Source organism: Streptomyces sp. G45, from assembly GCF_049542095.1.
Classification (GTDB): Bacteria; Actinomycetota; Actinomycetes; order Streptomycetales; family Streptomycetaceae; genus Streptomyces.
The window spans coordinates 283439-305740 of record NZ_JBMUZU010000002.1; the positions used below are offsets into that span (position 1 = coordinate 283439).

Annotated in this window: 8 protein-coding genes and 1 pseudogene; 3 read left to right on the top strand and 6 right to left on the bottom strand. The window is 74.6% G+C overall.

The annotated features are described in order from the left end of the window. Window positions 1–3 precede the first annotated feature (3 nt). The 6 genes and pseudogenes from ACOBQU_RS40035 to ACOBQU_RS40060 form a co-directional block, all read right to left on the bottom strand. Window positions 4–4487: pseudogene (locus ACOBQU_RS40035) on the bottom strand (amino acid adenylation domain-containing protein); the annotation flags it as partial. Beyond that, window positions 4484–14299: an amino acid adenylation domain-containing protein gene (locus ACOBQU_RS40040; protein WP_423635459.1), complete on the bottom strand. Its 9816-nt coding sequence runs from the start codon at window positions 14297–14299 to the stop codon at window positions 4484–4486. The gene ACOBQU_RS40040 and the pseudogene ACOBQU_RS40035, both read right to left, overlap by 4 nt. A gap of 170 nt (window positions 14300–14469) precedes the next feature. Next, a complete protein-coding gene (locus ACOBQU_RS40045; protein WP_423635461.1) occupies window positions 14470–14733 on the bottom strand; it encodes an acyl carrier protein in 264 nt (87 codons plus the stop codon). 41 nt (window positions 14734–14774) lie between these two features. Then, window positions 14775–15653, bottom strand: a complete 879-nt coding sequence (locus ACOBQU_RS40050; RefSeq protein ID WP_423635463.1) for an acyl-CoA dehydrogenase family protein — start codon at window positions 15651–15653, stop codon at window positions 14775–14777. Beyond that, complete coding sequence (locus ACOBQU_RS40055; RefSeq protein WP_423635465.1) at window positions 15650–17401, bottom strand: acyl-CoA dehydrogenase family protein; 1752 nt, start codon at window positions 17399–17401, stop codon at window positions 15650–15652. The genes ACOBQU_RS40050 and ACOBQU_RS40055 overlap by 4 nt, the downstream gene beginning before the upstream one ends. After that, the gene (locus tag ACOBQU_RS40060; protein ID WP_423635467.1) at window positions 17398–19149 is read right to left on the bottom strand and encodes a fatty acyl-AMP ligase; all 1752 of its coding nucleotides are present in this window, start codon (window positions 19147–19149) and stop codon (window positions 17398–17400) included. The genes ACOBQU_RS40055 and ACOBQU_RS40060 overlap by 4 nt, the downstream gene beginning before the upstream one ends. A gap of 674 nt (window positions 19150–19823) precedes the next feature. Here ACOBQU_RS40060 and ACOBQU_RS40065 point away from each other — a divergent pair. The 3 genes from ACOBQU_RS40065 to ACOBQU_RS40075 are packed head-to-tail and all read left to right on the top strand — an operon-like array spanning window position 19824 to window position 22293. Further along, window positions 19824–20228 (top strand): cobalamin B12-binding domain-containing protein, encoded by a 405-nt coding sequence (locus ACOBQU_RS40065; protein ID WP_423635469.1) that lies wholly within the window; start codon window positions 19824–19826, stop codon window positions 20226–20228. After that, the gene (locus ACOBQU_RS40070; protein ID WP_423635471.1) at window positions 20225–21478 is read left to right on the top strand and encodes a methylaspartate mutase; all 1254 of its coding nucleotides are present in this window, start codon (window positions 20225–20227) and stop codon (window positions 21476–21478) included. The genes ACOBQU_RS40065 and ACOBQU_RS40070 overlap by 4 nt, the downstream gene beginning before the upstream one ends. Further along, entirely contained in the window at window positions 21475–22293 is an 819-nt protein-coding gene (locus ACOBQU_RS40075; RefSeq protein ID WP_423635473.1) for an ABC transporter permease, read from the top strand. Before ACOBQU_RS40070 ends, ACOBQU_RS40075 begins: the two co-directional genes overlap by 4 nt. Window positions 22294–22302: the final 9 nt, after the last annotated feature.

Consider the following 22302-nt stretch of genomic DNA (forward strand, 5'->3'; position numbering starts at 1 on the left):
GTCGGCGGCGACCGTCTCCAGGACCCGCACCAGCCGCGCCACCAGCGCCTCGGCGGTCTCCCGGTCGAACAGGTCGGTGCTGAACTGGAGGGCGCCGCTGAGCCCGCCCGGCGTGCCCGTGGAGCTGTGCGACTCCGCGAAGGAGAAGGACAGGTCGAACTTGACGCGGTCGGTCTCGGACGGGTCGTGCCGCACCGTCAGGCCCGGCAGCTTCGCGATCTCGTCCAGGGCCTCACCGAGTCCGGCGTTGTTCAGGTTCAGCATGACCTGGAACAGCGGGTGGCGGGCGAGGGACCGCTCCGGGTTGACGATCTCCACCAGGCGCTCGAACGGCAGGTCCTGGTGGGCGTACGCTCCCAGGTCCGTCTCGCGGACGCGGGCGACCAGCTCGGCGAACGTCGGGTCGCCGGAGGCGTCGGTGCGCAGCACGAGCGTGTTGACGAAGAAGCCGATGAGGCCGTCGAGGGCGTCGTCGGTGCGGCCCGCGATGGGCGTGCCCAGCGGGATGTCCGTGCCCGCGCCCAGCCGGGTGAGCAGCGTCGCGAGGGCGGCCTGGAGCACCATGAAGAGGCTGGCCTGCGAGGTGCGGGCCTGCGCGACCAGGCGCTCGTGCAGCTCGGGGACAGCTCGAAGGTGATGGTGCCGCCCTCGTAGGAGGCGACCGCCGGGCGCGGCCGGTCGGCGGGCAGCGCCAGCTCCTCCGGAAGACCGGCCAGGGTCCGCTTCCAGTAGGCGAGCTGGCGCCCGGCCTCGCTGTCGGCGGTGGCCTCGTCGCCGAGCAGGGCGCGCTGCCACAGCGCGTAGTCGGCGTACTGCACCGGCAGCGGCTGCCAGGACGGCGCCGCGCCCTGGACGCGCGCCGCGTACGCGGTGGTCAGGTCGCGGGCCAGCGGGGCGCGCGACCAGGCGTCGCTGGCGATGTGATGGGTGAGCAGCAGCAGGACGTGCTCGTCGCCGCCCAGGTCGAACAGGGCGGTGCGCAGCGGGGGTTCGGCCGCCAGGTCGAAGCGGTGGGCGGCCGCGCGGGCGAGGTCGTCGGCGAGGCGGGCCTCGTCGGTGGCGGTGACGGTCAGCTCCGGGCGGGCCCGGTCGGCGTCCAGGACCACCTGGTAGGGGCCGTCGGCGTCCTCCGCGAACACCGTGCGCAGGCTCTCGTGCCGGGCCACCACGTCACCGATGGCCCGCTCCATCGCCGTACGGTCGAGCGTGCCGGACAGGCGAAGGACGACCGGGGAGTTGTAGGCGGCGGCGCTGGCGCCCTCGAAGCGGTTGAGGAACCACAGGCGCTGCTGGGCGAACGACACCGGCAGCCGCTCCGGGCGCGGCACCACGGCCGTCACACCGGTACGGGCCGCGCCGCCCGACGTGTCGAGCGCGCCCGACAGGCCCGCGACGGTCGGCGTCTCGAAGAGCTGCCGGATCGCCATCTCGGCGCCCAGCACCGAACGGACGCGGCTGACCAGGCGGGTGGCGAGCAGCGAGTGGCCGCCCAGGGTGAAGAAGTCGTCGTCGATGGAGACCGCGTCCAGGCCCAGGACCTCCGCGAACAGGCCGCACAGGATCTCCTCGCGCGGCGAGCGCGGCGCGCGGCCCGCCGAGCGGGTGCCGTAGTCCGGCACCGGCAGGGCCCGCCGGTCCAGCTTGCCGTTGGGCGTCAGCGGGAACGCGTCCATGGTCACGAACGCCGACGGCACCATGTAGTCCGGCACCCGCTCCGCCACGTACGCCTCCACGGACGCGGTGGTCAGCGCGGGGTCACCCGGCACCACATAGGCGACGAGCCGCTTGTCGCCCGGCTGGTCCTCGCGGACGAGGACGGCGGCGTGCGCCACCTGCTCGTGCGCGGCGATGACCGACTCGATCTCGCCCAGCTCGATGCGGTAGCCGCGCAGCTTCACCTGGCCGTCGCCGCGGCCCACGAACTCCAGCTGCCCGTCGGTGTTCCAGCGCAGCACGTCACCCGTGCGGTACATGCGCGACCCGGCCGGGCCGAACGGGTTGGCGACGAACCGCTCGGACGTCAGACCGCGGCGCTGCCAGTAGCCGCGCGCCAGACCGGTGCCCGCGATGTACGCCTCGCCCGGCACCCCGGGCGGCACCGGACGCAGCCCCGAGTCCAGGACGTACACCTGCGTGTTCCAGAACGGGCGGCCCACCGGCACCGGGCCGCTCGGCGCGGGCGCGTCGGCGGGGATGCGGTACTGGACGCTGTTGACGGTCGCCTCGGTGGCGCCGTACACGTTCAGCACGTCCGCGCCCGGGTGGCGGGCCCGCCAGCGCGAGACGACCTCGCCGAGCAGCAGCTCACCGCCCAGCATGATCAGCTCGCTGGGCGACACCTCGTCGGGCAGCGCCTCCAGGAGCGCCAGCACGCTGGGCGTGCCCTTCAGGAACGTCGGCGTCGGACCGTCGGCGGCCCGCTCGTCCAGCTCGGCGACCCGCACCTGACCGCCGGACACCAGCGTCGTGTACAGGGCCGTCACCGTCAGGTCGAAGGAGACAGGGGAGTGCAGCAGCGACGTGCCCGCCATCGGCGGGTACGCGGCGCGCGCCCACTGGAGGTAGGCGCCGAGCGTGCGATGCTCGATGACGACGCCCTTGGGGCGGCCCGTGGAGCCCGACGTGTAGATGACGTACGCCGGGTTGACCAGCGACAGCGGCAGGTGCCGGTCGGCGTCCGTGGGCGCGGACGCGGGGGCGGCGGCCACCTCGGCGGCGGTCTCCGGGGCGTCCAGGAGCAGCAGCGGCGTGCCGGACTCGGGCAGCGCGGCGGACAGCTCGGCGGTGCTGACGAGCAGCGCGGGCTCGGTGTCGGCCAGCATGAACGCGATGCGCTCCGCCGGGTAGTCCGGGTCGACCGGCAGATACGCCGCCCCCGACTTCAGCACGGCGAGCAGCGCCACGACCACGTCCACCGTGCGGGGCAGGGCGATGCCCACGAACCGCTCAGGCGCCGCACCCCGCGCGATGAGGGCGTGCGCCAACCGGCTGGAGCGGGCGTCGAGTTCGGCGTACGACAGGACGCTGTCCGCGTCCCGCACGGCCACGGCGTCCGGCGTCGCCGCCACCTGCGCGGCGAACAGGTCCAGGACACCGGCGTCGGGCACCTCGTGCGCGGAGTCGTTCCACTCCACGAGGACCTGCGCGCGCTCGGTGTCCGACAGCAGGTCCAGCAGGCCCACCGGCATCGACGGGTCGGCGACCAGGGCACGCAGCACCCGCACGAAGCGGTCCAGGACCCCCTGCGCGGCGTCCGCGTCGAACACGTCCGGGCGGTAGCTCAGACGGAACGCCATGGTGTCGCGCGCGGACGCGATGAGCAGCAGCGGATAGTGGGTGGCCTCGCGGTTCTTGCCCGGTACGAGACTGATCGCGGCGCCGAGCCCGGAGCCCTGCGCGCCCGCCTTCGGCGCCGGATAGTTCTGGAACACCATCGACGTGTCGAACAGCTCGCCGTGCCCCGCCACGCGCTGGATCTCACCGAGCCCCAGGTGCTGGTGCCCGGTCAGCCGGGCCTGCTCGCCCTGCACCCGGGCCAGCAGCTCCACCAGCGGCTCCGCCGGGCGCAGCCGCACCCGCGACGGCAGCGTGTTGATGAACAGGCCCACCATCGACTCGACGCCGTCGAGCTGCGGCGGACGGCCCGACACCGTCGTACCGAACACCACGTCGTCACGGCCCGTGAGCTTGCTCAGGGTGATGCCCCACGCCGCCTGCACCACGGTGTTCAGGGTCACGCCGTGCCTGCGGGCGATCTCCGCGAGGGCCGCGGTGTCCTCCTGGCCGAGGGCGCCCTCGACCTCGGCGCCCGCGACCGCCGCGCGGCCCGCGTCCGGCGCCACCAGCGTCGGCTCGGCGAGGTCGGCGAACGCCTCCCGCCACGCCTCGCGCGCCGCGTCCTGGTCCTGCCCCTGAAGCCAGCGCAGATAGTCCGCGTACGGGCGCACCCGCGGCAGCACCGAGGCGTCGCCGCCCGCGTCGTACAGCGCGAACAGCTCACCCATGAGGACCGGCAGGGACCAGCCGTCCATCAGCAGGTGGTGGTTGGTGAGGACCAGGCGGTGCTCGCCCTCGGCCAGCTTGATCAGGGTGAAGCGCAGCATCGGCGGCCGGGCCACGTCGAAGCGGCGGGCCCGGTCCGCGGCCACCAGCTCGTCGGCGGCGCGCGCCCGCTCCGCCTCCGGCAGGCCGCTCAGGTCCCGCTCCGCCCACGGCAGCTTGACCTGGCGCATCACCAGCTGCGCCCACTCGCCGTTCTTGCGCTGCCGGAACGCCACCCGAAGGTTCGCGTGCCGGTCGAGCAGGGTCTGCGCGGCCGTACGCAGCGCCGCCGCGTCCAGGTCGCCCTCGATGCCGAAGGAGATCTGCACGACGTACGGGTCGAGCTCCCCCTCGTCGTAGACGCTGTGGAAGAGCAGCCCTTCCTGGAGGGGCGCCAGCGGCAGGATGTCCTCGATCTTCCGCGGGTTACGACTCACTCGACTCACTTCTGGTCCTCTTCCTCACCGTCGAACGCGTCTGCCGCGTCGTCGAATTCATCGAAGTCACCGATGTCACTGAACTCGTCCTCGAACGCGTCGATCTCCTCCTGGGCGATCGACGCGTGCGAGAGGTCGGAGGGCGTGAGCCCTCCCGCGTCAGGACGCTCGGCGTGCGCGACGAGCGCCTCCAGGGCCGAGAACCACAGCTCGGCCAGTTCACGGACCTGCTCCTCGGCGAGCAGACCGCCCGCCCAGGTCCACATGGCGTGCAGTTCGGAGCCGCCGGGCCCGTCGTGGGTGCGGGCGTTCAGCTCCAGGGCGTGCGCCAGCGGCATGTCCGGGTGGTCCCCGGCGACCGCCTCCAGATCGCCGACCGGGGTCCAGTCGGCGCCGCCGTCGGCGTCGGCGGTGGTGAAGCGGCCCAGGTAGTTGAAGCCGACCTGGGGGTGCGGGAGTTCGGCGAAGGTCTCCCGCGTCTCCGGGTTGAGATAGCGGACCATGCCGTGGCCCATGCCCTTGTCGGGCACCGCCCGCAGCTGCTCCTTGACGCGCTTGAGGACCTGACCGGCGGCCGGGCCGCCCGCCCACGCCTCGGCCGCGTCGAACGAGCCGCCGTCCAGGCGCACCGGGTACAGGTTCGTGAACCAGCCGATGGTGCGCGACAGGTCCGCGCCCGGCACCAGCTGCTCCTCACGGCCGTGGCCCTCCAGGTCCAGGAGCAGGCCGCCGCCGCGCCACTTCGCCCACGCCAGCGTGAACGCCGTCAGCAGCACGTCGTTGACCTCGGCCTGGAACACCGACGGCACCTTCGTCAGGACCGCCTCGGTGACCGCCACCGGCAGCGTCAGCGTCAGCCCGCCCGCCGTGCCGTACGTGTCCCTCGCCGCGTCCAGCGGGCGGGAGCCGATCGGCTCCTCGGCGCCGCCGATGACGTCCTGCCACCAGGCGGCCTCCGCGACCCGCACCGGCTCCGCCGCCAGCTCCGCCATCCGCTGCGACCAGCGCCGCAACGACGTGCCCACCGGCTGGAGTTCCGGCGTCCGGCCCGCGGCACACGCCTCGTACGCCTCCGCCAGGTCCGGAAGCAGCACCCGCCACGACACGCCGTCCATCACCAGGTGGTGCACCAGGACCGCCAGCAGCCCCGACGTGTCGGCGCCCCGGTCGAGCCACACGACCTGCACCAGCGAGCCCGCGGCCACGTCCAGGCGGTCCCGCGCGGCCTCGCCCTCGGTGTGCAGCAGCGCTTCGAGGACCGAGCCGTCCAGGCCGCGTGCGTCCACCCGGCGCACCACGTCGGCCGCCGCCACCGCGCCCGGCTCGCGCACCTCCACGTGCCACACCGGCGAGACGGTGGTGTCCACGCGGGCCCGCAGCGCGTCGTGGTGGTCCAGGACCGCCTGCACGGCGCCCGTCAGCGCGGCCAGGTCCAGGCCCGCCGGGACCTGGAGGACCGCCGACATGTTGAACGCGTCCACCTCGGCGGTGCGCCCCGCCAGCCAGCGCGTGATCGGCAGCGGCTCCACCGTGCCGTACGCCGCGCCCGGCTCCTCCGCGGCCGGGGCCTGGGCCTCCGTGACGACCTCCGCGAGCGCCGCCACCGTGCGGTGCTCGAAGATGTCCCGCACCGACAGCTCAAGGCCCACGCGGCGGGCGCGGCCCACCAGCTGGATCGACATGATGCTGTCGCCGCCCAGGTCGAAGAACCCGTCGTCGACGCCGACCTGCGGCACCCCGAGCACCTCGGCGAACAGCGCGCACAGCGCCTTCTCCCGCTCGCCGCGCGGCGCCCGGCCGCCCGGGAGGCCGTCGGCGCCCGGCGCGGGCAGCGCACGGCGGTCCAGCTTGCCGTTCGCGGTCAGCGGCAGCTCGTCCAGGAGCACCACCGCGGACGGCACCATGTAGTGCGGCAGCCGCTGCTCCAGGTGGGCGCGCAGCAGCCGGGCGCCGTCGTCGCCGAGGTCGGCGTCGGCCGCCGGGACCGCGTAGCCGACCAGGCGCACCAGGCCCGGGGTGTCCTCGCGGGTGATGACCGCGGCCGTCGCGACCGCCGGGTGCTCGCCGAGGACGGCCTCCACCTCGCCGGGCTCCACGCGGAACCCGCCGATCTTCACCTGGTGGTCGGCGCGGCCCAGGAACTCCAGCTCGCCGGAGCGCGTCCAGCGCACCAGGTCGCCCGTGCGGTACATGCGCGCCCCGCCCGCCGTGAACGGGCTGGCCACGAACCGCTCGGCGGTGCGGCCCGGGTTGCCGAGGTAGCCGCGCGCGAGCTGCGCGCCGCCGATGTACAGCTCGCCGCGCACGCCCGGCGGCACCGGCCGCAGCCGGTCGTCGAGGACGTACACCGACACGTTCCACAGCGGCTGCCCGATGGAGGCCGAGCCCGGCCACTCGTCGATGTCGTCGGGCAGCGTGGTCGTCGTCGCGGCGTGCGTCTCGGCGGGCCCGTACACGTTGTGGGCGAGGGGGCGCCAGTCGGCGGCGCAGAACGCGCGCAGCTCGTCGCTGAGCCGGAACTGCTCGCCGCCCTGGAACAGGTCCGTCAGGGACGTCAGCGGCGTGCTGCGGTCGGCGGCGGCCGCGAGCACCGCATCGATCACCAGGGTCGGCGCGAACAGCTCGTTGACGCCGTGGCGGTCGATCCACGCGGCCAGCTCGTGCGCGTCGCGCCGCACCTGCTCCTCGGGGATGACCAGGGTCTTGCCGACGATCAGCGCCTGGAGGATCTCCTGCACCGCGAAGTCGAAGGACAGCGCGAGGAACTGCGCGGTGCGGGTGCCGACGCCGCCGCCGTAGCTGCCGGTGTGCCACGACAGCATGTTCACCAGCGAACTCATCGGCATCACCACGCCCTTGGGCGCGCCGGTCGAGCCGGAGGTGTACACGACGTACGCGGGGTGGCGCGGGTCGAGCGGGCGGACCCGGTCGGCGTCGCCGAGGTCGGCGGCGTCGGCCGCCGCCCACGCGGCGGCGGTGTCCGGCGCGTCCAGGACCAGCGCGCTGTCGAGGCCGAGGCGCGGCAGCGTCGCGGTGTCGGTGATGACGGTGGCGGGCGCGCAGTCGCCGATGACGGCCCGCAGCCGCTGCTCGGGCGCCGCCGTGTCCAGCGTCAGATAGGCGGCGCCGGACTTCAGGACCGCCACGATCGCGACGACGAGTTCCGGCGAGCGCGGCAGGGCCAGCGCGACGACGTCCTCGCCGCCCACGCCCCGCTCCACCAGCAGGCGCGCCAATTGGTTGGCGCGCGCGTTGAGTTCGCCGTAGCTGACCACGGTGTCCCCGGCGATCAGCGCGGTGGCCCGCGGCACGTCCGCGGCCTGCCGCTCGATCAGGGCGGGAACGGGCGCGTCCGGCACCTCGTGCGCGGTGTCGTTCCACTCCTCCAGGACCTGCCACCGCTCGGCGGGCGACAGGATCTCCAGCTGGCTGACCGGCCGGTCGGGGGCGGCCGTGGCCTCCTCGAACAGCCGCAGCAGCCGCTCGGCCATGCCGAGGACCGTGGCCCGGTCGAACAGGTCGGTGCTGAACTCGACGGCCGCGTGCAGACCGGTGGCCTCGCCGTCGGGCCCGTACGTCTCGTCGAAGAAGAACGACAGGTCGAACTTGGACCGGCCGGTGTCCGGGGCGTCGGCCTCCACGGTCAGGCCCGGCAGCTTCAGGGCCGCCTCGGCGTCCTGGTTCTTGTCGAAGCCGAGGAGGACCTGGAACAGCGGGTGCCGGGCCAGGGACCGCACCGGGTTGAGGACGTCGACCAGCCGCTCGAACGGCACGTCCTGGTGGGCGTACGCGGCGAGGTTGGTGGCGCGGACCCGGCCCACCAAGTCGGTGAACGTGGGGTCGCCGGAGGTGTCGGTGCGCAGCACCAGGGTGTTGGCGAAGAAGCCGACCAGCTCCTCCACGGCGTCGTCGGTGCGGCCCGCGATGGGGCTGCCGATGGGGATGTCGGTGCCCGCGCCGAGCCGGGTGAGCAGCGTGGCGAGCGCGGCCTGCACCACCATGAACAGGCTGGAGTGCGTCTGCCGGGCCAGCGCCACCAGCTGGGCGTGCACCTGCTCGGGCACCTCGAACTCCACCCGGTCGCCCCGGTAGGACTGCTTCGCCGGACGCGGCCGGTCGGTGGGCAGCTCCAGCTCCTCCGGCAGACCGGCCAGGGCCTTGGTCCAGTGGGCGAGCTGGCGGGAGATCTCGCTGTCGGGGTCGTCCTCGGAGCCGAGGAGTTCCCGCTGCCACAGCGTGTAGTCGGCGTACTGCACCGGCAGCGGCTCCCAGGCGGGGGCCGTCCCGCGCACGCGGGCCGTGTACGCCTCGGACAGGTCACGGGCCAGCGGGTTCATCGACCAGCCGTCGCCTGCGATGTGGTGCAGCACGAGCAGCAGCACGTGCTCGCGCTCGCCGACCGCGAACAGCCAGGACTTCAGGGGCAGGTCGGCCGCCAGGTCGAAGGTGTGGCCCGCCGCCTCCAGCACCTGCTCGGCGACGGCGTCCGGCGTGGTGTCGACGACCGTCAGGTCCGGGTGGGCGGCGTGCGCGGGCAGGATCACCTGGCGGGAGCCGGAGGAGTCCTCGGCGAACAGGGTGCGCAGGCTCTCGTGCCGGGCCGTCAGGTCACCGAGCGCCGCCCGCAGCGCCTCCCGGTCCAGGGCGCCGGTCAGGCGCAGCGCCACCGGGATGTTGTACGTGGAACTCGGGCCCTCCAGGCGGTCCAGGAACCACAGGCGGGCCTGCGCGGGCGACAGCGGCACCCGCGGCGGGCGCGGCCGGGCGGTCACCGCGCCGCGCGCCCCGGCCGCCTCGTCGATGGCCGCGGACAGGCCCGCCACCGTCGGGTTCTCGAACAGCTTGCGGATGGACAGCTCCGCGCCGAGCACCGACCGCACCCGGCTCAGCAGCCGCACCGCGGACAGCGAGTGCCCGCCCCGGTCGAAGAAGTTGTCGTCGATGCCGACGCTCGGCACGCCCAGCATCTCCGCGAACAGGGAGCACAGGATCTCCTCGCGCGGACCGCGCGGCCCGCGCGAGACGGCGGCGGCCGGGCCGGACGCGTCGGCCTCCGGCGCGTCCAGGACCACGAGGTCGCCGTCGGCGGTGAAGCGGGCCCGCGCGTCGGTGCGGTACAGCCAGGCGTCGCCCGGGAACGGGCTCGGCAGCCAGCGCTCGGGCTCGGCGCGCTCGCCGTCGCCGGTGCCCGCGGTGTGCAGGCGCCCGGCCACCCCCGGCGCCACCGGGCGCAGCGCCTCGTCGAGGACGTACACGCGCGGTCCGCGGGCCGCCTCGGGCAGGGCGAGCGCGGCCAGGGCGGCGGCGGTCGCCGGGCGGGTGGCGTCGCTCCACTCGTCGAGCAGCACCGCGCGCTCGCCGTCGGCCAGCACGTCGACCTGCGCGAGCGGGCGGCCCGGCTCGGCGGCGACGGCCGCGAGGACGCGCAGGAAGCGGTCCGCGAGCGCCCGCGCGGTCGCCGCGTCGAACAGGTCGGCGCTGTACTCCAGGTCCGCGCGGATGCCCGCGGGGGAGCCGTCGGCGGCGAACCGCTCGGTCATCTCCAGGTTCAGGTCGAACTTGGTGTCCTCGATCGGCACCGACTCCAGGTCCAGGTCCAGGCCCGGCAGGCGCGCGACGTCGGCGAGCACGGCCCGCGCGTCGGCGTGGTGCAGCGTCAGGCACACCTGGAACAGCGGGTGCCGGGCGAGGGAGCGCACCGGGTTGAGGACCTCCACCAGCCGCTCGAACGGCACGTCCTGGTGGGCGTACGCGGCGAGGTTGGTGGCGCGGACCCGGCCCAGCAGCTCGGTGAAGGTGGGGTCGCCGGAGGTGTCGGTGCGCAGCACCAGCGTGTTGGCGAAGAAGCCCACCAGCTCGTCCACGGCCTCGTCCGTGCGGCCCGCGATGGGCCCGCCGATCGGGATGTCGGTGCCCGCGCCGAGCCGCGTGAGCAGCGTCGCGAGGGCGGCCTGCACTACCATGAACAGGCTCGCGCCGCCGTCCTTGGCGACCTCGCCGAGCCGGGCGTGCAGCGCCGCCGGGACGTCGAAGGCGACCTGCCCGCCGCGCGCGGAGTGCTCCTCGGTGCGCGGCCGGTCCACGGGCAGCTCCAGCTCCTCCGGCAGACCCTCCAAAGCCTTGGTCCAGTGGGCGAGCTGGCGGGAGATCTCACTGTCGGCGTCGTCCTCGGAGCCCAGCAGGTCCCGCTGCCAGAGCGTGTAGTCGGCGTACTGCACCGGCAGCGGCTCCCAGGCGGGGGCCTCGCCCCGGAGGCGGGCCGTGTACGCCTCGGACAGGTCCCGCACCAGCGGGCGCATCGACCAGCCGTCACCCGCGATGTGGTGCAGCACGAGCAGCAGCACGTGTTCGCGCTCACCCAGCGCGAACAGCCACGCCTTCAGGGGCACTTCCCGCGACAGGTCGAAGGCGTACCGGGACGCCTCCGCGAGGCGCGCGCCGAGCGCAGCCTCGTCGATGTCGCCGACCTCGCACACCGGCAGCTCCAGCCGCGCCGCCTCCGGCGCCAGGACCACCTGGTGGAAGCCGTCGGCGTCCTGCCCGAACACCGTGCGCAGGCTCTCGTGCCGCGCGAGGACATCGCCCAGGGCCGCGCGCAGCGCCTCGCGGTCCAGGTCGCCGGTGAGCCGCAGCGCGCCCGGAGCGTTGTAGGCGGTGCTGTCCTCCTCCAGCAGGTCAAGGAAGCGCAGCCGCTGCTGGGCGTACGACAGCGGGACGCGGTCCGGCCGCGGCCGGGCGGTCACCCCGCCGCGGGCGGCCCCCGCGTGCCCGAGGGCCGCCGCGAGCCCCGCCACGGTCGGCGTCTCGAAGAGCTGCCCCACCGGTAGCTCCGTCGAAAGAGCCGTGCGGATCCGCGCCACCAGGCGCGTCGCCAGCAGCGAATGCCCGCCCAGCTCGAAGAAGTTGTCGTCGACGCCGACCCGCTCGGCGCCCAGCACCTCGGCGAACAGCGAGCACAGCAGCTCCTCGGCCGGGGTGCGCGGCGCCCGGCCCCCGTCGCCGCCCGTCGCCGCCGGGGCGGGCAGCGCCCGCCGGTCCAGCTTGCCGTTGGGCGTCCACGGCAGCTCGTCGAGGGCGACGACCGCCGACGGCACCATGTACGCGGGCAGGCGCGCCGCCATGAACGCCGTCAGCGCCGCCGCGTCCACACCGTCGGCCCCGTCGGTGTCTGCCACGACGTACGCCACCAGGCGCTGGTCGCCGGGCCGGTCCTCGCGGACGATCACCGCGCAGCGCGCCACCCGCTCGTGCGCGGCGAGGACCGCCTCGATCTCGCCCGGCTCGATGCGGTAGCCGCGCACCTTCACCTGGTCGTCGACGCGCCCCAGGTACTCCAGCTCGCCGTCCGCGCGCCAGCGCGCCAGATCGCCCGAGCGGTACATGCGGCTGCCCGCCGGGCCGTAGGGGTCGGCGACGAACCGGGAGCCGGTCAGATCCGGGCGGCCCAGATAGCCGCGCGCCAGACCCGTGCCGCCGATGTACAGGTCGCCGGTGACGCCCGGCGGCACCGGGCGCAGGCCCGCGTCCAGGACGTACAGGCGGTTGCCGGGCAGCGGACGGCCGATCGGCACCGGGCCCGACGGCGTCTCGTCGCCCGGCTTCAGCAGGAAGTCCGCGCAGTTGACGGTGGTCTCCGTCGGCCCGTAGTCGTTGTACACCCACGCGTCGGGGTGCCGCTCGCGCCACGGGGCCAGCGCCTCGCCGAGCAGCTGCTCACCGCCGAGGACCAGGGCGCCGCTCGGGGAGTCCGCGTCGCCGGGGCCCTCGAACAGCGCCAGGTGGCTCGGGGTGGCCTTCACGAACGTCGGCGGCTCCTGCCCGGCCACCGGTACGGCGTCCAGGCTCAGATCGCCGATCCGCACCCGGCCGCCCATGGCCAGCGGCACGTACAGGACCGTCACGGTCAGGTCGAAGGAGACGGGGGAGTGCAGCAGGCCCGTGCCCGCCGCGTGCGGGTAGCGGTCGCGGCAGCACACGATGAACTCGCCGAGCGAGGCGTGCTCGACGACGACGCCCTTGGGGCGGCCCGTGGAGCCCGACGTGTAGATCGCGTACGCCGGGTGGTTCAGGCGCAGCGGTTCGAGCCGGTCGGCGTCGGTGATCGGGGCGTCGGCGAAGCCGTCGGCGTCGGCGAGCCGCGCCACGTCGTCGATGACGAGCACCGGCTTGGCGTCGTCGAGGATGTACGCGATGCGCTCGGCCGGGTAGTCCGGGTCGACCGGCACGTACGCGCCGCCCGACTTGGCGATCGCCAGCAGCGTCACCATCAGCTCAGGGGAGCGCGGAAGGAGCACGCCCACGAACCGCTCCGGGCCCACGCCGCGCGAGATCAGCCAGCGGGCGACCCGGTTGGAGCGGGCGTCCAGCTCGGCGTACGTCAGCGTGGTGCCCGGCGCCTCCACGGCCACCGCGTCCGGGGTGCGGGCCACCTGCGCGGCGAACAGGCCCGGCAGGTCGGCGCCCCGCTGAAGCGGAGCGGTGGTGTTCCACTCCTCGATCACCCGGGCGCGCTCGGCGTCGTCCAGCAGCTCCACGGCGCCCACCGGGGCGTCCGGCTCGGCGGCGACCGCGTCCAGGACGCGCAGGAACCGCTCCTGGTGCGCGGCGAGTTCGTCCTCGGTGTACAGCGCGGGGTCGGCGTCGAACTCCAGGCTGAGCCCGGCGCCCGGGTCCGCCGTACCCCAGAAGTTGATCTTCAGGTCGGTGACGGGTCCGCTCGACACCGGGCGCACCCGCGACGGGTGCGGGCCGAACGACGGCTCGCTGGTGAAGCCCATGACGTTCACGGTCGGCCCGAACGACGCCGCCGAACCGGAGAGCCCCAGCTCCTGGATCAGCTGCTCGCCGCGGAACCGCTGGTGCTTCACCGCCAGGGCGAGCCGCCGCCCCACGTCCTTGGCCAGCTCCGCGAACGGCGCCCGCGGGCGCACCTCCACCCGCATCGGCAGCACGTTCGTCAGCGCGCTCGGCGTGCTCAGCGACGCCCGCCCGGTGCGGCCCGCCAGCGGCATGGAGAACGTGAACTCCGTACGCCCCGTCATGCGGTGGTAGTACGCGGCCGTCGCGGCGATCGCGAACTCCGGCCACCGCACCCCGGCCCCCTCGGCCGCCGCCATCAGCGCCCGCACCCGCTGCCCCGGCAGCGTCACGATGCGCTGCAGCTGGCTCGGCACCATGCCGGTGGCCCGCCCGGCGAGCGCGGCCGGTTCGGGCCGGTCGGCCATCGCCGTCAGCCAGTACTCCCGGTCCCGCTCCTGACGGCGCGAGCCGCGGTACGGGACCTCCTCCGCCACCACCTCGTCCAGGGTCGTGAACGAGGGCGGCGCGGGCTCCTCGCCCGCGAGCAGCGCCGAGTAGACCTCCGCGACGCGCGCGGCGTGCGTGGAGAAGCCCAGGCCGTCCATGACGGCGTGGTGGTAGCGGTGGAAGAACCAGCTCCGGTCGTCCGCCAGGACGATCAGCGCCTGGAGGCTCAGCGGCCCGCGCGTCAGGTCCATCCGGTCCGCCATGCGCTCGCGTACGTAGGCGAGCGCGGCGCCCTCGGGGTCGTCCGCGCCGCTCACGTCGACGACGACCAGGGGGTCGGGGGCGCCCTCGTCGACGAGCTGCCACAGCTCGTCGCCCTCCTCGGCGAAGCGCGACCGCAGCGCCTCGGTCTCCGTGAGCGCCTGCCGCACCGCCCGGGCGAGGACGTCCCGGTCGACGCCACCGGCGATGTCGAAGTACCCGCCGCAGTTGAACGGCGTGCTGTCCGGCGCGAGCTGCTGAGCCACCCAGATGCCGAGCTGGGCAGCGGTGACCGGTCGACGGATGACGGACATGGAGGGGCGGTCCTCTCAGCGAAGGGGGCGTGGCGAGGGGGCGGGGAGCGCCCCGAAGGCGGAGCGCGCGGGTGGTGGAGCGCCCCGAAGGGGCGCGGGGAACTGCGCGCTCAGCCACAACGAGCCCCGCAGACTCGCGACGGCCGAACGCGGCAGACGCAGCCGAGCGCTTACGCGCTGGCCAGCTCGGCCACAAGCGCCGCGCTCAACGCGTCAATCGTGGGGTTGTCCCACATGATCGTCGGGTCGAGCGAGACGTCGAACTCGTCCTCCAGCTCGGAGGCGATGGCCAGCACATAGACGGAGTCGAGCCCGTAACTGGTGAGGGGAACGTCCGTGGCGACGGCGTCGGCGGGCTTGTCCAGGTGGGAGGCGACGCACGCGGCGAGCCAGGTGCGCAGGGACTCGACGGTGTGCTCGGGGGCGGTGGTCATGAAGGGCTCCTCCAACGAAGCAAAGAGAGGGGGACGGGGGTTCAGGGCCGGTCGGGCAGGGGGCGGCAGGCCAGGCCGAAGGACAGGTGCGCCCGGTAGCGCCGGTCCAGCTCGCCGTACAGCTCCCGCAGCGCGGACTCCCGCGGCAGCGAGGCCCGGGCCCGCAGGCTCGGCGCGGCGGCCAGCCACGCCGGGTCGCACACCCCGGCGAGGCCCGGCGCGCCCACGAGTTCCGCCAGCTCCGGGGGCTCGGGCCCGACCGGCACGGCGCCCGCGCCGAACAGCCCGCGCTGGCTGTCCCGCAGCAGCTCCTGGAACGCGGCGCGCTCGTCCTGCCGGATGTAGAACCAGGCGCCGAGCACCACCGACAGGCGGTCCAGGGCGTCCTGCGCGGCGCGCGGCACGAACGAGCGGACGGCCGCCGCGTGCAGCCCCGCCCGCTCCGGCAGCAGATCCTCGCCGCGCGCCGCCGCCGACGTCAGCGCGTCGCACAGCAGCAGGTCGGCGAAGACCCCGGCGAGCACCGCCCGCAGCTGCGGGATCTCGATGGCGGGCGCGCCGTACAGGCGGCGGGCGCGCAGATGGCGCAGCGCGATGCGCAGGCCCGAGTCGAGGGCGCCGGTGACCGCGCCGATCCGCACGGCCTCGGCGGCGGCGCCGGACGGCACCCGGTCCCAGGCCAGGCGCGGCGCCCGCCGGGTGACCGCGCGCAGCGACTCAAGCAGCTCCGCGTCGGCGCGGTGCCCGGCGAGCAGGCCGAGCGAGTCGAGCAGGTCGCGCCCGGCGGTGAACGGCACCCCGGCGGTCCGCGCGGCGTGCAGGGCGGCGAACCCGTAGGGGTTGTCGGGCGCGTACGGGTCGCCCAAGCGCTCTTCGAGCAGGTCCGCGCGGGGCGGCGCGGCGATGGGTGCGGTCGTCATGCGGGCTCCCCGTGGGTCAGCGGCGCCAGGGGCGCCTCGGACGGGCCGGTCAGCGCGGCCTCCGCGAGCCGGTCGTAGAGGGCGTCGGCGCTCGCGGGGTCGACGGGTGCGCCCCACGCGGTGAGCGCCTTCACCAGGGCGCCCCGCAGCCGCAGTTCGCCGCCGGGGCGGGGCGCGTTGCGCAGCCACAGGTGCAGCGCCGAGGCCGCCGCGAAGCACAGCTCGTACCGCTCGGCGTAGGTGAACGCGACGCCGGGCACCGCGCGCGGCGAGGGCGTGTAGGCGTCCAGGTCCGTGTGCAGCTCCGCCGCCAGGTCGCCCAACTGGCGTGCCAGGGCGGCCAGTTCGGGCGTGGCCTCGCCGCGGGCCGCGCGCTCCTCGACCTCGGTCACAGCCTGGGGGAGCGCGGTGACGACGGCGGAGCCGCGCCGCGACAGCAGGTTCAGGGCGGCCGGGTCCAGCGGGGGCAGCGGCTCGGTCAGGGTGGTGGCGCGGGTCAGGCCCGGCTCGTCGACGCGGCCGGTGCGGTAGGCGCGGGCCAGCCTGGGGAACTGGTCGATCAGGGCACTGCGGTTGACCAGGCTGCTGCCGTCGAAGATGCCGATGATGCGGTGGTCCCGCTCGACCTTCGCGAACGCGCCGTGCTCGAAAGAGCCCTCGGGGTTCTCGGGGTTCTCGGCCAGCAGCCCGTACGGGCCCAGCGCCCGCACAAGCAGCGCGATCGCCTCGTCCACCTGGAACGGCACATACGCCTTCGCGATCGCCGACACCACGCTCATCTCGCCGGTGAGCGCCTGGATCGAGCGGGCCGCGACGGTGCCCGCCGCCTCCGCCAGGGCCAGGGCCGCGACGGCCTCGCCCACCAGGCGCCGCACGTGCGGCAGTTCGGCGAGCGGACGGCCCTCGTGCCGGGTGGTGGCGGCGAAGCGGGTGGCGAGGCCGAGCGCGCGGTCGCCGCCGCCGAGCGACAGGCCCGCGCAGGCGGTGCGCGTCAGGTGCAGCGCCTTCAGGATGATCTCGACGCCCTGCCCCTCCCGGCCCACCAGCGCGCCCGCCGGGACGCGCGCCCCGTCGAAGGAGATGCCGCTGATGTCCATGCCGCGGATGCCGTACGTGGGGACCTTCGGCGCGCAGCGGTAGGTGCCCGGCGCCAGGCGGGCCTTGTCGACGAGCAGCAGGCTGAAGCCGCGCGGACCGCCCTCGGGCGCGGTGCGGGCCAGCACCGTCACCAGGTCGGCCCGGGTGGCGTTGTTGATCAGCCACTTCTCGCCGCGCAGCACCCACTCTTCGCCGTCGCGGGTGGCGGTGACCTCCCCGGCGAGCAGGTCGCTGCCGTGGTGGCGCTCGGTCAGGGCGCAGGAGACGACCGCGCCGGACGCCACCCGCCCGCCGAGCGCCGCGGCCTGCTCCGGCGTGCCCGCGAGCCAGGTGGAGACGGCGCCCAGGTACGTCTTGCCGTGCGCGAGGGCGACCGTCAGGTCCCGGGCGGCGACCGCCCGCAGCACCCGCGTGAACGCGTGGAAGTCGGTGAGGTCGCCGCCGTGCTCGGCGGGCACGTAGAAGCCGGGCAGGCCCTGGGCGTCCAGGACCGCGCAGGCCTCGGCGGGGAAGGCCTCGGCCCGGTCGAGGGCGGCCAGTTCGGCGGCCGAGAACGGCAGGCCGGGGCCGGTGAGGGCGCCGAGGGCGGCGGCGATCCGCCGCTCCGGGGCGTCCTCGGTGGCTTCCGGGGCCTGGACGGCGGCGGTCACGCGCCCGCCTTCGCGCGGTCGGCCGCCGCGGCCTCGGCCCGCTCGTTCGCCGCGGCTTCGGCGCGCTCCTTCGCCTCCGGCAGCAGCTGCTCGTCGTACAGCGCGAACACCGGCTCAAGGGCGCCCGTCGTGAACAGCTCCCGCATCGCCGAGCGCTGCACCTTGCCGCTGGTGGTCTTGCGCACCGCGCCCGGCCGCAGCAGCAGCACCCCGCCGATCGGCGCGCCGAACTCGCGGGCCACGGTCAGGCGCACGGCCTCGGCCAGCTCCCGCTGCCGCTCGGGGTCCTTCACGCCGCGCACCTCGTGCGTGACGACGAGGACGTCCTGGCCGCCGTTCGGGCCCTGCGCGGGCACCGCGAAGCAGGCACCGGCCAGCTGGCCGAGCTGCGGGTGGTGCACGCGGACCTCGTGCTCGATGTCCTGCGGGTACAGGTTGCGGCCGCGCAGGATCAGGGTGTCCTTGATGCGCCCGGTGACGTACAGGTCGCCCTCGTACAGGACGCCCAGGTCGCCGGTGCGCAGATAGCCGCCGTCCCCGTCGGAGGTGACGGCCCGGAACTGCTCCTCGTTGACCTGCTCGCGCCGCCAGTAGCCCTGGCCGACGGTGTCGCCGCGCAGCCAGATCTCGCCGACGCCGCCCTCGGGGCGCACCTCGCGGGTCGCCGGGTCGACGACGATGACCTCGACGCCCTGGGGCACACCGCAGCTCACCATCTCGCGGCCCCCGGCCTCGCCCGGCTCCACGGGACGGAACTCGTGCCGCTCCAGGGCGGCGGCGTCCACCCGCCGCACCAGCGGCGCCAGGCTCGGCGAACCCGCCACGAACAGGGTGGCCTCGGCCATGCCGTAGCAGGGGCTCAGGGCCTCCACGGCGAACCCGGCCGGGGCGAAGCGCTTGGTGAACCGCTCGACGACGGCGGCGCGCACCGGCTCCGAGCCGTCGCCCGCGCACCGCCAGCGCGACAGGTCCAGGTCGGCGAGCTGCGCGTCGGTGACGCGGCGGTGGCACAGCTCGTACGCGAAGTCCGGGGCGGCGGAGAACACCACGTCGAACTTGTCGATCATCCGCAGCCAGTGGTGCGGGCGCTTCAGGAACGCCGACGGGCTCATCACGACGGTGCTCGAACCGAGAAGGAGCGGCGGGATGATCAGGCCCATCAGGCCCATGTCGTGGAAGTGCGGGATCCAGCCGCCGAAGCGGGTGGTGGCGTCCAGCTCGAAGGCCGTGGCGATCGACTGCGCGTTGCGCAGCAGATTGCCGTGCGTGATCATCACGCCCTTGGGGTCGCCGGTGGAGCCCGAGGTGTACTGGAGGACGGCCAGCGTCGCGTGGCCGGTGGGCGGCATCGTCCAGGCGTCGGCGTCCGCCCCGTCCAGGGCGCCGGGCGCGTCCGTCGCCAGAATGCGCAGGCCCGCCAGCTCCTCCTCGGCGGCCCACGCCTCGACGTCGGCGAGGGTTGCGGCGTCGGTGAGCACGACGGCGGCGCCCGAGTCGCCCGCGATCCGCCCCACCCGGTAGCGCTCGTGCCTAAAGCGCCCCGGCAGCGACGACGGCACCGCGACGGCACCGGCGTACAGGCAGCCGAAGAAAGCCGTCATGAAGTCGAGCCCCGCCGGGTAGAGCAGCAGCACCCGCTCTCCCGGTTCCACTCGACCGCGCAGCCACACCGCCACCCGGCGGGCTCTCGCGTCGAATTCGGCATACGTCAGCCAGGAAACGCCGTCCTCCCGGTCGGGGTCCGTCACGAATGCCGCGGCGCCCTGTTCCGGCAGATTCCCGGCGTGCTCCCTGAGCAACGCTGTGACACTGGGCGCGGTGACCAATGCCGCCATATTCGAAGCCCTGCCCTTCGTGTTCGCGGATGCTTTTGCCGCGCCGTCTCCGGCACCGCCGTGACTTTCTACAGTCGGCCCGGACGGTCCGGAAGGCGCCTGACAGCAAACTGCACCCGGCGGCCCGGGCCCCTTCGGCGACGGCATCAAATGCCGTCCGGGGGAGTCCGCTTGCGGCCCCGGAAGGACAGTTCCGGCCACCGCGAAGGGCGTCCGGGCGGCGCGGCGGACAGTAAAGTCGGGGCGGCGCCGACTTTCCTCGTCCTCTTCCCGCCGCCGAGTGGCCATCGCACCGTGCCCGCACGCGCGCGCCCGCGTTCCGGGGCAAGGCGGTCCACCACTCCTCGACTTGGGGCTCGTTCATGAATTCCACGCACGGCACGCCCGCGCACGGCAATCCCCTGCACGGCAATCCCCCGCACGCCAATCCGACACACGGCAACGCATCAGGCAACCCCGCATCAGGAAATCCCGCATCAGGAAATCCCGCATCAGGCAATCCGGCCTCAGGCAATGCCCCGTACGGCAACCCCGCACCCGGAAATCCGACCCAGGTCAATTCCGGCCGCGTACCGGAAAAGCCCTCCGTGCTGATCACCGGAACGTCCTCGGACTCCCACACCTGGAACCTCATATTCCTTCAGCTGATGCTGGAGGAGATGGGGCACACCGTCGCCAACCTCGGCCCGACCCCGCCCGACGAGCTGGTGGTGGCCGAGGCGCTCGCCCACCGGCCCACGCTCATCGTCGTCAGCAGCGTCAACGGCCACGGCTTCAACGACGGCCTGCGCCTGATCAAGGCGATCCGCGCCGAGGACGCCCTCGCCGACACCACCGTCGTCATCGGCGGCAAGCTCAGCACCGACGGCCTGCGCAACGTCGGCTACACCCGGCAGCTCAAGGCCGCGGGCTACGACGCGGTCTTCGAGAACGGGGAGCTGGGCCCGTTCCGCGCCCTTGTGTCCCGCCTGCCGCACCGAGCCGTGTCGTGACGCTGCCCTTCGGGGAGTTCGTGTCGCGCGCCCACACGCGTGGCACCCTGGTCGTGCAGCCCCGCATGGGGTTCAGCGACCCGGAGCTGATGCGCGAGGGGCTCGCCGCCACCAAGGCGGCCGCCGCCACCACCGTGGGCACCCTCACCTTGGACAGCTACACCCGCGTACGCGACCTGGACTCCGCGCGCGAGGCCGTGGCCGCCGGCGTCGCCCTCAACGGCTACCCCATCGCCACGCACCCGCGCGCCACCTCGCTGCGCGTCCTGGACGGCGTCCGGGGCGACGACTTCCCCGTCCAGGTCCGGCACGGCTCCGCGCGCCCCGAGCACATCATCGACTCCCTCGTCGCGCTCGGCCTCGACGCCACCGAGGGCGGACCCGTCTCGTACTGCCTGCCCTACGGCCGCGTACGGCTGCGGGACGCCGTGGCGAGCTGGCGCACCAGCTGCGCGCTGCTCGCCCGCGCCGAGGACCTCGGCGGCACCCCGCACCTGGAGAGCTTCGGCGGCTGCATGCTCGGCCAGCTGTGCCCGCCCAGCATGCTGGTGGCCATCAGCGTCCTGGAGGGCGTCTTCTTCGCCCGGCACGGCCTGAAGAGCGTCTCGCTCAGCTACGCCCAGCAGACCAGCCCCGCCCAGGACCGGCAGGCCGTCGCCGCCCTGCGCCACCTCGCCGCGGAACTGCTGCCCGGCGTCGACTGGCACATCGTCCTGTACGCCTACATGGGCGTGTACCCGCGCACCCACGACGGGGCGCTCGGCCTGCTGTCGGCCGCCGCGCGCCTGGCCGCGGAGTCCGGCGCGGCCAGGCTCATCGTGAAGACCGCCGCCGAGGCGCACCGCATCCCCACGATCGCGGACAACGTCGAGGCGCTGGAGACCGCGGCGACCGCGGCGACCGCGGCGACCGGTGCCCGGCGCAGGGTCACCGACCCGACCGGCACGGAGGTGTACGCCGAGGCGCGCGCCCTCGTCCACACCGTGCTCGGCCTGCACGAGGACCCCGGCGAGGCGCTGCTGATCGCCTTCGCGCGCGGCCTCCTCGACATCCCGTTCTGCCTGCACCCCGACAACGCGGGACGCACCCGGTCCTACGTCGACGACGCCGGATGGCTGCGCTGGTCCGACACCGGTTCGCTGCCGTTCGGCGCGGCGGCGTCCCCCACCCTGCGGCGGCTGACGTCCACCGACCTGCTCGCCGCGCTGTCCCACGTCCAACGGGCCTACGACCGCGAAGGATCCCCATGACCAGCAGCTCGCCACCGGCCGCGGTGACCGCTCCCGACTGGCGCGGCACCACCGCGTTCGCCCAGCTCCGCGTCCTGACGGCGCGCTCCGTGCGGGCCCAGCTCGCCAACCGCAAGGCCGTCTTCCTCGGCATGCTCCAGCCGGTGTTCATGCTGCTGCTGCTCAGCCAGGTCTTCGGCAGCATCGTCGACCGGGGCCACCTGCCCGACGACGTCGCCTACATCGACTACCTGCTGCCCGCGGTCCTGGTGACCACCGGCATCGGTCCCGCCGTGGCGTCCGGCATCGGCCTGGTCCGCGACATGGACAACGGCGCGATCGCCCGCCTTCGCACCCTGCCGATCCGGGCGCCGCTGCTGCTGTTCGCCCGCAGCATCTCCGATCTGCTGCGCACGGCCATGCAGTTGCTGCTCCTGATCGCCTGCGCGGTGCTGTTCCTCGGCGCCGACCCGGCGGGCGGCGCGCTGGGCCTGCTCGCCGCCCTGCTCCTGACGTGCGTCGTCATCTGGGCCATGACCTGGATCTTCCTGGCGCTCGCCGCGTGGCTGCGCAACGCCGAGACCATGCAGAGCGCGGGCTACCTCGTCACGTTCCCGCTGATGTTCGCCTCCAGCGCGTTCGTGCCCAAGGACCGGCTGCCGGACTGGCTCCAGCTCCTCGCCACCGTCAACCCGCTGACGTACGCGATGGACGCCACCCGCGGCCTGGCCCTCGACCAGCCCGCCGCGGCCGAGGTGTGGGCGGCGCTCGGCGCGAGCCTCGCCGTGGCGGTCATCGGCTCGACCTGCGCGGTCCTGGCGTTCCGCCGCCCGTGACCGTGTCCC